The 12,740-nt window shown below is 45.3% G+C and carries 15 protein-coding genes; 3 read left to right on the top strand and 12 right to left on the bottom strand.

The window, feature by feature from the left end; translation table 11 throughout:
* Both B6A14_RS07530 and B6A14_RS07525 read left to right on the top strand, forming a co-directional pair.
* Complete coding sequence (locus tag B6A14_RS07530) at nucleotides 1–1,173, top strand: GNAT family N-acetyltransferase (protein WP_087909871.1); 1,173 nt, start codon at nucleotides 1–3, stop codon at nucleotides 1,171–1,173.
* Complete coding sequence (locus B6A14_RS07525) at nucleotides 1,170–1,433, top strand: DUF1289 domain-containing protein (RefSeq protein ID WP_087909870.1); 264 nt, start codon at nucleotides 1,170–1,172, stop codon at nucleotides 1,431–1,433. The genes B6A14_RS07530 and B6A14_RS07525 overlap by 4 nt, the downstream gene beginning before the upstream one ends.
* 50 nt (nucleotides 1,434–1,483) lie before the next feature.
* Here the strand turns inward: B6A14_RS07525 and B6A14_RS07520 are convergent, their stop codons facing one another.
* A complete protein-coding gene (locus B6A14_RS07520; RefSeq protein WP_087909869.1) occupies nucleotides 1,484–3,091 on the bottom strand; it encodes an ABC-F family ATPase in 1,608 nt (535 codons plus the stop codon).
* 98 nt (nucleotides 3,092–3,189) lie between these two features.
* Nucleotides 3,190–3,900 carry a queuosine precursor transporter gene (locus tag B6A14_RS07515; RefSeq protein WP_087909868.1) on the bottom strand — a complete coding sequence of 237 codons (711 nt, stop codon included), beginning with the start codon at nucleotides 3,898–3,900 and terminating at the stop codon, nucleotides 3,190–3,192.
* A gap of 91 nt (nucleotides 3,901–3,991) precedes the next feature.
* Here B6A14_RS07515 and B6A14_RS07510 point away from each other — a divergent pair, with 91 nt between their 5' ends.
* The gene (locus B6A14_RS07510; protein WP_087909867.1) at nucleotides 3,992–5,170 is read left to right on the top strand and encodes an acyl-CoA dehydrogenase; all 1,179 of its coding nucleotides are present in this window, start codon (nucleotides 3,992–3,994) and stop codon (nucleotides 5,168–5,170) included.
* A 4-nt stretch (nucleotides 5,171–5,174) separates the two neighbouring features.
* Here the strand turns inward: B6A14_RS07510 and mnmH are convergent, their stop codons facing one another.
* From mnmH to soxB, 10 genes are read right to left on the bottom strand one after another with little or no spacing between them, the layout of a single operon-like run.
* Nucleotides 5,175–6,248, bottom strand: a complete 1,074-nt coding sequence (mnmH, locus tag B6A14_RS07505; protein ID WP_087909866.1) for a tRNA 2-selenouridine(34) synthase MnmH — start codon at nucleotides 6,246–6,248, stop codon at nucleotides 5,175–5,177.
* A gap of 5 nt (nucleotides 6,249–6,253) precedes the next feature.
* Nucleotides 6,254–6,676: an acyl-CoA thioesterase gene (locus B6A14_RS07500; protein WP_087909865.1), complete on the bottom strand. Its 423-nt coding sequence runs from the start codon at nucleotides 6,674–6,676 to the stop codon at nucleotides 6,254–6,256.
* A 17-nt stretch (nucleotides 6,677–6,693) separates the two neighbouring features.
* Nucleotides 6,694–7,038 carry a TIGR01244 family sulfur transferase gene (locus B6A14_RS07495; protein WP_087909864.1) on the bottom strand — a complete coding sequence of 115 codons (345 nt, stop codon included), beginning with the start codon at nucleotides 7,036–7,038 and terminating at the stop codon, nucleotides 6,694–6,696.
* Between the two features lie 55 nt (nucleotides 7,039–7,093).
* Nucleotides 7,094–7,540, bottom strand: coding sequence for a YeeE/YedE family protein (locus tag B6A14_RS07490; RefSeq protein ID WP_087909863.1), 447 nt, complete (start codon nucleotides 7,538–7,540; stop codon nucleotides 7,094–7,096).
* A 1-nt stretch (nucleotide 7,541) separates the two neighbouring features.
* Nucleotides 7,542–7,979, bottom strand: a complete 438-nt coding sequence (locus B6A14_RS07485; protein WP_087909862.1) for a YeeE/YedE family protein — start codon at nucleotides 7,977–7,979, stop codon at nucleotides 7,542–7,544.
* A gap of 25 nt (nucleotides 7,980–8,004) precedes the next feature.
* Nucleotides 8,005–9,126, bottom strand: coding sequence for a YeeE/YedE family protein (locus tag B6A14_RS07480; RefSeq protein ID WP_087909861.1), 1,122 nt, complete (start codon nucleotides 9,124–9,126; stop codon nucleotides 8,005–8,007).
* Between the two features lie 20 nt (nucleotides 9,127–9,146).
* Nucleotides 9,147–9,464 (bottom strand): cytochrome c, encoded by a 318-nt coding sequence (locus B6A14_RS07475; protein WP_236635693.1) that lies wholly within the window; start codon nucleotides 9,462–9,464, stop codon nucleotides 9,147–9,149.
* 58 nt (nucleotides 9,465–9,522) lie between these two features.
* The gene (locus B6A14_RS07470; protein WP_201721494.1) at nucleotides 9,523–10,500 is read right to left on the bottom strand and encodes an MBL fold metallo-hydrolase; all 978 of its coding nucleotides are present in this window, start codon (nucleotides 10,498–10,500) and stop codon (nucleotides 9,523–9,525) included.
* 11 nt (nucleotides 10,501–10,511) lie between these two features.
* The gene (locus B6A14_RS07465) at nucleotides 10,512–10,949 is read right to left on the bottom strand and encodes a DsrE family protein (protein WP_087910316.1); all 438 of its coding nucleotides are present in this window, start codon (nucleotides 10,947–10,949) and stop codon (nucleotides 10,512–10,514) included.
* Between the two features lie 20 nt (nucleotides 10,950–10,969).
* Nucleotides 10,970–12,700 carry a thiosulfohydrolase SoxB gene (gene soxB / locus B6A14_RS07460; protein WP_087909859.1) on the bottom strand — a complete coding sequence of 577 codons (1,731 nt, stop codon included), beginning with the start codon at nucleotides 12,698–12,700 and terminating at the stop codon, nucleotides 10,970–10,972.
* Nucleotides 12,701–12,740 lie beyond the last annotated feature (40 nt).

Raw genomic sequence — 12,740 nt, 5'->3', positions numbered from 1 at the left:
GTGATAGGCTCAGAACAATTCCAAATAGAAATCCTAGATCATCTCTTTGATGTATCTGCCGCAGACTGGAACGCCCTACTCAGCCCTGATGCCGGCCCCTTTCTGAGGCATGAATTCTTAAGCGCCCTCGAAGAAACTGGCTGCGTTGGTGGCAATACTGGATGGCAAGTTGCCCATTTGGCTGTAAAGCAAGATGGTCAATTAATCGGCGCAATGCCTCTGTATTTAAAGCAGCACTCCTATGGAGAATTTGTCTTTGACTGGTCATGGGCGCAAGCCTACGAGCAGCAAGGTATGAACTATTACCCCAAGGTACTTTGCGCCATTCCTTTCACGCCTGTGCAGGGCTCGCGCATTCTATGCAACCCTAAATCTGATGTGGTTGAAATTCAAAATGCATTAATTGGGGGGCTGAAGTCCTTGTTGCATGAGAACGATCTCTCTTCTGTACACATACTCTTCCCAATGACTAGTCAAGCAAAGGTGTTGAAGGAACAAGGCTTCTTACTAAGAGATTCTGTGCAGTTTCATTGGCATAACCAAGATTTTCAGAGCTTTGAACAGTTTTTATCTGCGCTAACCATGAAGCGTCGCAGGAATATTCGTCGTGAACGTGAGCAAGTAGCAAAAGAAGCGATTACGTTTAGGCATGTTCCCGGGAAAGAATCAACCGATCAAGACTGGGAATTCTTTTTCGATTGCTATCAAAACACTTATCTTGAGCACCACTCAGCTCCTTACTTAAATGAATCATTCTTTAAGCTATGGGCCAAACGAATGCCAGACAGTCTGCATTTAATCATTGCCGAAAAGGATGGAATTCCTATTGCAGCCTCTCTGCTAGTGGTAGATCGGCCATCAGGCAAGGTGTTTGGGAGATATTGGGGTGCCAAAGTCCATATTCCTTGCTTACACTTTGAGACTGCGTATTACCAGGCAATTGAATACTGTATCGCTGAAGGAATCCGGACCTTTGAAGGTGGCGCTCAAGGCGAACATAAAATGGCGCGCGGCTTTTTGCCAACCACCATCCAATCTGCACATTTAATCAAAGACCCTAGATTTGCGAAGGCAATTGAACATTTTCTCGACCGTGAACATCAAGGTATTGGCGCCTATGTCGATGAGCTTGCCGAGCATAGCCCACTGAAATCGACTAAAGTACAGCTATGAATTCTGATAGCGCCAACCCGCAAACTCAAGATGGCTCACATTCACTCTCTACAGGGGATGATGCATCTGACTCTCCCTGTATTGGAGTTTGTACAACCCTCTATGATGAAATCTGCCAAGGCTGCGGTCGCACTCTATCTGAAGTGAGTAATTGGGTTTTTCTCTCCGATGAAGAGAAGCTGTCCGTTTGGAAACGTATTCGCGAAGACGGAACTGCAATGCGCTTTCAGAGGCAGGCTAAAGAAAATAAGCCTGCGTAATCACTCACAGGCTTATTGTTTGCAAAGCTAGATGTTACTTAGCTAAAAGTTTAGCCCGTCAATTCCTGACTACGTAAGTATTCTTCGTAGGTACCAGAATAATCCACCACCGTACCGTCCATCTTCACTTCTAAAATGCGATTGGCCAATGCGGATACAAATTCACGGTCATGGGATACGAAAATCAAAGTGCCATCGAATTTCTCGAGAGCAATTTGCAAACTTTCAATTGACTCCATATCCATGTGATTGGTTGGCTCATCCATTGCTAGGACGTTATATTTTTGGAGCATCAATTTACCCCAAATCATTCGGCCCTTTTCTCCACCAGAGAGAACTTTGACAGATTTACCAATGTCATCACCGGAGAACAATAGACGACCTAAGGTACCGCGAATCACTTGATCATCGTCACCCGTATTACGCCACCAATTCATCCAATCCATGAGTAACTCGTCTTTAGCGAACATCTCAGTATTGTCTTGAGGCATTACGCCAACCTTAGCATTCTCAGCCCACTTCACATCACCGCTATCAACAGCAATACCATCAAAGCGCTTACTCAAGATGGATTTGAGTAGCGTAGTCTTACCAGCACCGTTTTGACCAATGATCGCAATCTTCTCGCCAGCACGAACACCCAGCTTAAAGTTCTTAAAAATCACACGGTCATAGGCTTTAGTAAGTGCATTGCACTCGACCGCCATGTTATGGAGCTTTTTCTCAGTATCAAAACGAATAAATGGGTTTTGACGTGAAGAAGGCTTCACTTCAACAATCTCAATTTTTTCTAACTGGCGTTGACGTGAGGTAGCTTGACGGGCTTTGGAAGCATTTGCAGAGAAGCGCGCCACGAATGCTGCTAATTCAGCAATCTTTTCTTTGGCTTTCACGTTATTACTTAACTGTTGGGTGCGCGCCTGCACAGATGCCAACATGTAAGAGTCATAGTTTCCTGGATAGACCTTCAGTGTTCCATAGTCCATATCAGCCATATGCGTACATACCTCATTAAGGAAGTGGCGATCATGGGAAATAATGACGATGGTGCTCTTGATTTGATTGAGAATATCTTCAAGCCAATGAATCGAGTGAATATCTAAGTTATTGGTTGGCTCATCTAGCAGCAACACGTCTGGATCCGAGAACAATGCTTGCGCTAGCAATACACGCAACTTCCAACCTGGTGCAACGTTACTCATTGGACCATCATGTTGCTCAGTCGGAATGCCAATACCTAATAACAGCTCGCCTGCTTTTGCCTCTGCTGTGTAACCACCGTACTCAGCATACTTGCCTTCGAGTTCAGCAGCCTTCATGTAATCTTCGTCTGTGGCTTCAGGATTTGCGTAAATCGCATCACGCTCAGCAGCAGCCTTCCACATCTCTTCGTGACCCATCATCACCACATCAAGTACGCGCACATCTTCATAAGCAAATTGATCTTGGCGCAACTTACCGAGACGAATACCGGGATCTAAGCTGACATTACCGCTAGTGGGTTCAAGCTCGCCGCCTAGGATTTTCATGAAGGTGGATTTACCGCAACCGTTTGCACCAATGAGGCCATAACGATTACCGCCGCCAAACTTCACGGAAATGTTTTCAAACAGGGGTTTAGCCCCAAACTGCATAGTGATATTAGATGCGGACAACACGGATGGTTTCTAGCTTTCTGAAATTCAATTCAACAGATACCCCCATCTTTGGGGGCAAAGACCGTTATTTTAACGGGTTCAGCTTAGAAAGGTCTAATTCAGACTTTGACCCTAAATGGGGTGAAATTCGTATGGATGTCGTAATAATCCTCATTTTCCTTGCGCTTCAGAAAATTGATGACCCAATAGGTCATTGGGGTAGCCAAGATCTCCCAGGAAGTTTTCAGGACATACTGAGCCAATGCCACCTGAATTAGCTCATGGGTAGGCCATATGCCATAGAAGGCCAGTATGTAAAAGAAAGATGAGTCCACCAACTCACCTACCACCGTTGAACCAATGGTGCGCATCCACAAGAAGCGTCCTTTAGTCCAAATTTTCATTTTGGCTAGAACATAGCTATTAACCAGACTACCGCACCAAAATGAAAACATCGAAGCCAAAGCAATGCGCCAGGAGTTACCAAAGACCGTTTCTAGGCCATGCTGATAGTTCGCCATATAACCCCCAGGCGCTACTGGGAGGGCAATCACAATTTGCGCCATGAACGCTGCAAATGCCAAAGCAGCAAATCCCGCCCAAACAGCACGGCGATCATAAGCGTAGCCGTAAACCTCAGTGAGAATATCTCCAAAGAAATAGGCAATAGGAAAGAACAAAATTCCGGCACCAAAAGGAATGGTTCCGAAGTAAGGTAGGTCGATCACGGCCGCTTTACCTGCGCCGATAAAGTTTGAGCAAAGCAGGACCACCACAAAGGCCGTCAAAATGAGGTCGTAATAGCGATGGTGTCGTCTGGGTGAGTCCATAAGCCTGGAAAAATGGATAATAGAAACAAGAATATCTGCATTCCTGAAAATTCGCAGGGAGCAGGAAATTTAACAATAGGATGACTAAGTAATGAGTAAAGCCAGTTTTAATTGGGCAGATCCCCTCCTCCTCGATACGCAATTAACCGAAGAGGAGCGCATGATCCGTGATGCGGCTGCTGAGTATGCGCAAGGGCGTCTCATGCCACGCATTCATGATGCCTTCCGCAACGAGACAACTGATCCTGCAATCTTTCGCGAAATGGGAGAGCTTGGTCTTCTAGGCATCACTATCCCAGAACAATACGGCGGTGCTAACCTCAATTATGTTTCTTATGGTCTGATTGCTCGCGAGATTGAGCGTGTTGACTCTGGCTATCGCTCGATGATGAGTGTGCAATCCTCATTGGTGATGGTGCCGATTAATGAATTTGGTAGCGAAGCACAAAAACAAAAATATCTTCCGAAGTTAGCTACTGGTGAATGGATTGGTTGCTTTGGTTTAACTGAGCCGAACTACGGATCCGATGCTGGTGGAATGATCACCCGAGCTAAAAAAGTTCCCGGTGGATTTTCTTTAACGGGATCCAAGATGTGGATCTCCAACTCCCCAATTGCTGATGTATTTGTTGTATGGGCAAAGAATGATGAGGGTGTGATCCGCGGCTACATCCTGGAAAAAGGGATGAAGGGCTTAAGTGCTCCTAAGATCGGCGGCAAGATGGGTTTACGCGCCTCCATTACCGGTGAAATCGTAATGGATGAGGTCTTTGTTCCCACCGAAAACGAATTCCCTGAAGTCAGCGGCCTGAAAGGTCCATTTACCTGCCTCAACTCTGCTCGCTATGGAATCTCTTGGGGCACCCTGGGGGCTGCGGAATGGTGCTGGCATGCTGCTCGCCAATACACCTTAGATCGCAAGCAGTTTGATCGACCTCTGGCCGCCAATCAGTTAATTCAGAAGAAGTTGGCCGATATGCAAACTGAGATCACGCTTGCTCTCCAAGGTTGCTTACGCTTGGGTCGCATGAAAGATGAAGGAATTGCCGCTCCAGAAATTACCTCTATCATGAAACGCAACTCTTGCGGCAAGTCCCTGGATGTTGCACGTCTAGCGCGTGACATGCATGGCGGTAATGGCATCTCAGATGAGTATGGTGTTGTGCGTCATATGCTGAACTTAGAGGTAGTCAATACCTATGAAGGCACCCACGATATTCACGCCCTGATTTTAGGGCGCGCGCAGACTGGTATTCAGGCATTTAGCTGATTCGCTAAGAGCTCAGCTTTGCAACGATGGCCTTTGCCGCTTTAGCAAATGCTTCGTCACTATCGTTTTCAAGTTGCACAAAATTTTCCATTTTGTATTGAGGAAAATTTCTGATGATCGATGATTGATAAGAAGGGTCGTAGTGCTTTACTAGCAACTCCTCAACCAACTCCGGAAAGTTGCCTGCATCAATGGCTTCATTCCATTTAGTGATCTGGACTTTTCCATAGTGCGCAGTGAGTAAGGCAAGTTTACTTTTAAAGTTATCTGTGTCAGTAAGGAAGTGATGGTATTCACGAATCAACCAAGATACTCGGGTTTGTGTACTGGAGCGTAATTCAATACAAGCGCCGTTACGAATTTTTTCCATTAAAGCATCCGGTATATGAACACCGCCCACTTTTTTACTCTCCGACTCCACTACGACAGGTTTTGATGGATCTAGATTGCGTAGCGCATTCCAAAGAGCCGTCTCAAATCCTTTTTGAGATGGTTGCTCGATATTAGGCTCATTGCCTAGTACTGAGCCACGATGAATCGCCAGGGCTTCTAGATCTAAGATTTGCGCACCATACTGTTGCACCTCTTGAAGCGCCCTAGTTTTACCACTGCCTGTCATCCCACAGATCACCTGGAATCTAAACATGCTTGCAGCATGTTCAAGGCCATCAATCACGGTACGCCTAAAGCCTTGATAACCACTCTCAAGCTGCATCGCCTTCCAACCAATGCGATTCAGAATGTGGGTAAATGCTCCGCTGCGCTCACCGCCCCTCCAGCAATAAATTAGTGGACGCCATTCACGCGGCAATTCCAGTAAGTTTTGCTCAATATGTAAAGCAATATTTTTAGATACTAGAGCTGCACCAAGCTTCTTAGCTGCAAATGGAGAAACTTGTTTATAGAGAGTGCCGATCTGGGCACGCTCTTCATTGTTAATGACCGGAAAATTCACTGCCCCAGGAATATGGTCTAAAGCGAACTCTGCTGGTGATCTGACATCAATGATGAGATCAAATTGACGCAACTCAGAAAGAAATTGATCCAGCCTTAAGATGTGTGGGTTGCTTGGCTGCATTCCGTTTACGCACGCACCTTTTGCAATATATCTTCAGGCCAAGGCACAGACCGATTTGTATTCATATCCACCCACACTAAGGTGCTACCACCTTCGGCAGCCAAAATATCAGGCTCAGTCCTCAGTGTCATGGTATGAAACACGTCCATACTGGTTCTGCCAATAGCGCCAACAAATGTTTTGAGAAGAATGTCGCCTGGATAGGTCAGTTGCTTAAAGAAATTACAAAAGGCATTGATCATGATCACTGACTCTCCCTCTGGAGCAACCTTGTATCCCAAAGAACTAATCCAATCAACTCGCGCTTGCTCCATATACCGAAAGTAGATGGTGTTATTCACATGGCCATAGGCATCCATATCACCCCACCGAATCGGTGAAATCATTTCATGAACAAGCTTTCGCTCTTCAGGAATAACAATGCGCATGCAATCAGACTATCGTCTTAAGCAACTTGCAATGCAAGATGATATAGATTGGTTGAGCGAGCTCCAGAACGACAGAATGCCAAAATAGGACCAGGCATTGTTTTTAAGAGACGCGCCATTTCTTGAACTTCAGCAGGAGTAAATGCACCAGGAACTACTGGTAGATAAACGTAGTTCAGACCAAGCTTTTCAGCTTCAGCTTGAATAGAGGCATTGCTTGGTTGATTCGGACCACCTTCACCATCTGGGCGGTTATTAATCACGCTTTTATAGCCTTGCTTGGCAATTTCCGCTAAGTGGCTAGCATCAATTTGACCCAGAGTGCCGAATTGATCGTTATGGCAAGTAATAGGAAGACTCATAAAACCCTCTACATTCAATAAATATGCAATAGGGTTGATTCTAAATCAGGCAGACTCAGGCTTGCTTGGGCTTATTTCTATGGGCCGTGAAGAATCGTTCGCAGATCTCCATACCAGCCAGCATGGCAGCCACAAATACCAGGGCTTTGAGATGGCCTGCACCAAGGGCAACCAATGCTGGTCCAGGACAAAAGCCAGCAATACCCCAACCAGCCCCAAAGATCAGACCACCAATAACCAAAGGTTTAGTGATATCGCGCCTAGTGGGAATATGCAAAGCCCCTCCAAAGAATGCTTCAGATCGTTTACTCACAACATAAAAACCCGCAAGACCAACTAGTACTGCGCCCAGCATCACAAACATGAGTGATGGATCCCAGTTGCCAGCTAAATCCAAGAAACCTAAAATCTTTTGCGGATTACTCATGCCGGAAATGATTAATCCCCATCCGAAGAGCACACCAATGGCATATTGACTAAAGAGGCCGTAATGTTTTTTCAACTTAGCCCCCGATCAAGTGACGAATCACAAAAACCATCATAAAACCAGCAGCCATAAAAGATAAGGTTGCAACCAATGAGCGCGGTGATAAGCGAGACAACCCACAAATGCCGTGACCACTAGTACAACCTGAACCATATTGCGCGCCAAAGCCAACTAAAAGACCCGCAATCACAATGGCCAACCAACCAGAGTCAACCTCAACGATTGGAAATATACCGAAAAATAATGCTGCCAAAAATGGAGCTGTAACTAAACCTAACACCAAGCTTAATCGCCAAGCAGAGTCCTCAACCTTGGGATGCAAGAGTCCAGAAACAATCCCACTAATGCCCAGAATACGGCCATGTAACAGCACATAGAGTGCTGCTGCAACACCCAGAATCATTCCGCCCAATAAAGATGGAATGGGTGTGAAGGAAAGCCAGTCAATTTGCATTAATGAATATCCAAACGATTGATAGTTAACTGCAAGGATTAGGGGCAAGGCGGAATTGCAAGTAGCGCAATCCTAAATAGGCGCCAAAAATAAATCCAGATAAGGCGAGAAAAGACCCGAGAGCTAGAGTAGAGATACCGCTTAAGCCCTGCCCTACTGTACACCCCAGAGCAGTAACGCCTCCAAAGCCCATCAAGGTAGCACCAAGCAAATGATTTGCGGTGTCTTCAGTGTTGCGGAAAGACTCCCAGCGGAAAGATTTGCTTGCAATAGATACAAGCGCCGAACCCAAGATCATTCCGATTACCGCAACTACGCCGACCGTAAGCACTTTAGATGTATCGCTATACATCATGAGCCAGTCTAGTGAATAGGCATAAGGAGCAACAAAAGATAAGCTCTCCATACGCCCAGAATTGGTAACTAAAAATACCTCTTCCAAAGTATTGGGGTCTTCTGCTACGTAACCGAGATTGCCAGAGACCCACCAAATAGCGCAGATAGCCAAACCAACGACAATGCCAGCGATGAGGTTCTCTGCTGTCCAAAATGCTTTGTTAGCCAAGGCATAGGCAATAAATGCAAAGCCAATGACCAAGCCTAAAGCTAGATGAAGATTGGCGCGAGCCATTCCAAAAGGGCCGCTCAGAAGGCTTGGTAAATCTTGCGGGGTACTGAAAGCGATAAAAACGGTATCCAGCGTATTGATGCGAATCACACCTAGAAAACCACGCATGGTCATATAAGCAGTTAGACCGAGTACCATAAAAACAATGATCGACTTTAAATTGCCGCCACCAATGCGCACTAAAGTTTTACTGCCACAGCCAGAGGACAAAACCATGCCAAAGCCAAACAAAATACTGCCAACAATAGTGGAAAGCCATAAAAACCGATTGCCGGTATAAAAGCTTTTCAGCGGATCGATCAACCCAAGATAAGACATCAAAGTAAAACCAACAATGGCAATACCAATCGCCAAGAACCACTGCCTGAGTCGATCCCAACTAGACATAATGAAGGCATCAGAGACAGCGCCCATAGTACAAAAGCCTGTCTTCTGCATCACTGCACCAAGCACAAAGGTAATGGCAAAAGTAGCCCAGAGCACTGACCTACTTAAAGAATTGATATCAACAACATCCATAGCGACTATATTTTGAAAATTTAAGGTTTGAATTTATAAAACTGCTTGTTGAGATAAGCAACAACATCTGCTTCATCCTCAGGAAATAGGTCTAAGCGAAGTTCGGTATTACACATAGCCACCATCCTCTTTAAATTGGCTACTGACTTCACTTTGCTATCGCTACGTGTGTAGATCATGTCGCCATTGCCAAATCCTGTTTTTTTGGCATGGCAGGCATAGCATTTTTGCTGATCAATAGCCTTGCCATTGGCCAAATCCGGCGCAGCGAAGGCTGGCGCACTTAGAAGCGTACTGAGTGTGAATGCAGGAAGGAATCGAGTAAGAAGCATTTTCATTACAAATCAAGGATTTAGCATTAATCCTCTATTTTAAGGCCCAATGAGCAAAATTGCCCTACTCAGCCTGAATTGAAAGGTAGACGTTATAGGCGTTCATCCGGTTGGCCGCTCTAAATAGTGGCATTCCTTCGTATTCCGACCAATCTGCCTGCTTATAGGCATCCTCAAAAGGATCCATATTGATCGCAGCTGCAGTCATGGAATCACGCAAATATTTCAGGTAGTTTCTAGTGAAAATAATGTCTTCGGCAGGCTTCACCGAGTAATTGCCATGCCCTGGAATCACGATATTGGGATTGAGTTTTTCAATCTCATCTAAAGCAATGAGCCAACCCTTACTATCAGCATTACCGACGAATGGAATTCGACCTCGAAATACAAGGTCTCCAGCAAAGAGTACTTTTTCTGATGGCACGTACACCATTAAATCTTCGGGGGCGTGGGCAGGCCCAACGCGACTAACAAAAAAATCTACTCCCCCAATGGAAAGTTTTGTTTTTTGATCAATCCAAACATCCGCTGAAACCAGCCTTGTATCGGCATTTACCCAAGGAGCAAAATCAATTCTTGAGGCAATTAAACGTTGCTTTGCCGTCTCTGAAGAAAGATAGTTTCTACCCTCACCTTGTGCATAAATCTTGGTACCGATCTTTTTAAATTCTTGCAGGCCGTAAACGTGATCAGCATGATAGTGACTCACAATCAGAGCAACTACTTTTTGGTTGGTGATCTTTTTGATTTCAGCAATCAATTTTTGCGCAAGAATAGGCGAACCTAAGGCATCAACCACGACAACGCCTTTAGGAGTCACCACAAATCCAGTATTTGAAATAAAGTTTTGATTAGTGCTATTCCCCATTTCTGGGTAGCCCTGTACAAAATAGGTATGAGGTGCAACCTGAATAGGCTTTAATTGAATTCTGTCGACAGGGTTTGTGATTTGGCCGTGAGCGCTACTGAAAAAGATAAAGGATCCCATTAGGATCCCTATCGAGCGCTTCACATAAGCAATGCTAACCTTGTAAATATTCATTTGAATATGAATTAAGGCTTAATGTATGCAAACCCATCTTTATATTGCAGGTCTGCAACACGCACTACGCCTGATGGCGTGAAATCTGCATCCATTGTAAATTGATCTTTCTTAAGATTACGATTTTTAAGAGTCATTTCACAGACCTCAAACTTCACACCACGAGATTTAAGTGCTCCTACTAACGGAGCATATTCCACATTATTCTTTTTATCTTTACCACCCTCCATCAGTAGGTCTACACCATTTGCGTGGGTGACAACAATGATGGTGGTTTGTGGCGAGACATCAAGGTGGTTGCGAATATTACGCAAACCTTTTAAGCCTTGAGTTTCGGCATCATCGATGTGATAAACCACTTTAGTCGATCCAGATGACTGCGCATTGGCAATGGACCCAAAACCAAGGGTAATCATGGCCATCAATACAAGCTGAATTAATTTATTCATAGCTGTAACTTTCATACGTTTTAAATGGGAGCCATGCCAGGATTATTGCTAACACCTTTAATAATTGGCTCATTGAGTTTGACAGCTTTTACAACCTTGACATCTCTTAAGTGCCTCTCCATCACATCCCAGATTGCCTCGCCACCAGCATTCTTAGCATCTTCGCTCACTGGTGCCCAGCCTGCAACCTTGTATGTCTTGCTAGCCTCAATAGGTTTGCCATTTAAGCGCATATCGGTAATCCGCTGACCAGCAGTTTGTGCTGGATCAATAGCGTATTGCATACCGCCTACACGCACCATGTCACCACCCTGCTGATAGTAAGGGTCGGGATTAAATAAATTGTCTGCAACATCTTCCAAGATTGTTTTAATCGTCTCGCCAGTCATATTTGTGACTGTGGTGTATGGATAAGTAATCGCAGTTTGATCTAAGAGGTTCTCACGGGTAATTGCCTGGCCTGGCAAGAGGCTAGTGCCCCAGCGGAAACCGGGCGAGAAAGCAATCTCTGCATTTTTCTGCGCCATCAAACCATCAAGAATGAGCTGATCAAAGCTGCCGTTGAAGTTTCCACGGCGATACAAGAGACCTTCAGTAGTGGCTAGCTTTTCATTGAGCTTAGCCTCATACGGAGCTCTGATCTTAGTGATCAATTTACTCATTGTTGGGTCCGCTGGAATCAGATTGGAGAAGATTGGGAAAAGCTTGTAGCGGAAATCAACCGGTTTGCCACCCTTCACATCAAAATCCAGAACACCCAAGAACTTGCTATTCGATCCAGCGTTAGTAACTAGGGTTACTCCACCAGCATTCTTCACCTTCACTGGAGTAGGAACGCCATCATGCGTGTGACCACCCATAATTGCATCTAAGCCACGAACGCGGGAGGCCATCTTTAAATCCACATCCATACCATTGTGAGATAAAAGCACGACAACCTTTGCACCCTTTGCTCTCACTTCATCAATGGTCTTTTGCATATTCTCTTCCTGAATACCAAAAGTCCAGTCAGGAGTGAAATAGCGTGGATTTGCAATCGGTGTGTAGGGAAAGGCCTGGCCAATGATGGCTACCTGTATGCCATTCTGCACTTTCATGACATAAGGATTAAAGACCATGTCGCCAAAGTCTGCTGTCTTAATATTTTGCGCAATAAAAGAGACCTTGCCCTTGAAATCGCCATTGACAATTTCCATCACGCGCTTCTCACCTAGGGTCATTTCCCAATGCGGTGTCATTACATCAACACCAAGAGCAAGCGCTGCATCAACCATATCTTGGCCATTAGTCCAGAGCGCAGTCCCTGAACCCTGCCAAGTATCACCACCATCAAGCAACAAGGCTCCAGGACGATTCGCCTTCATTTGCTTAATCAAGGTTGCCATATGAGCAAAACCGCCCATCTTGCCGTAGTTCTGCGCTGCTGCTACGTAGTCCAGGTAGGTAAATGCGTGTGCGTCACGGGTGCCCGGCTTAATGCCGTTTGCTTTTAAGAAATATTCGCCAACTAGGTGCGGGGTTTTACCCTCTTGAGCGCCAATACCAAGATTGACATTAGGCTCTCGGAAGTAAATTGGTAGCAACTGAGCATGACAATCTGTGAAATGCAAGAAATGAACGTTACCGAACTTGGGTAGGTCATAAAATTTTTGGGCAGTGCTTTGCGCATTAGCAAAGTTTGACTGCAAACTCATTCCGCCTGCAGATGCAATAGCCAAGGCCTGCAAAAAATCGCGACGACTTAAAGACATAACATTTCCCCTTAAGAAAACAGGCCTGTCGGCCTGTTCT

The organism is Polynucleobacter hirudinilacicola, from assembly GCF_002192535.1.
GTDB lineage: Bacteria > Pseudomonadota > Gammaproteobacteria > Burkholderiales > Burkholderiaceae > Polynucleobacter > Polynucleobacter hirudinilacicola.
The sequence above is the reverse complement of the archived record's forward strand: the minus strand, read 5'-3'. Positions and strand labels throughout refer to the sequence as shown.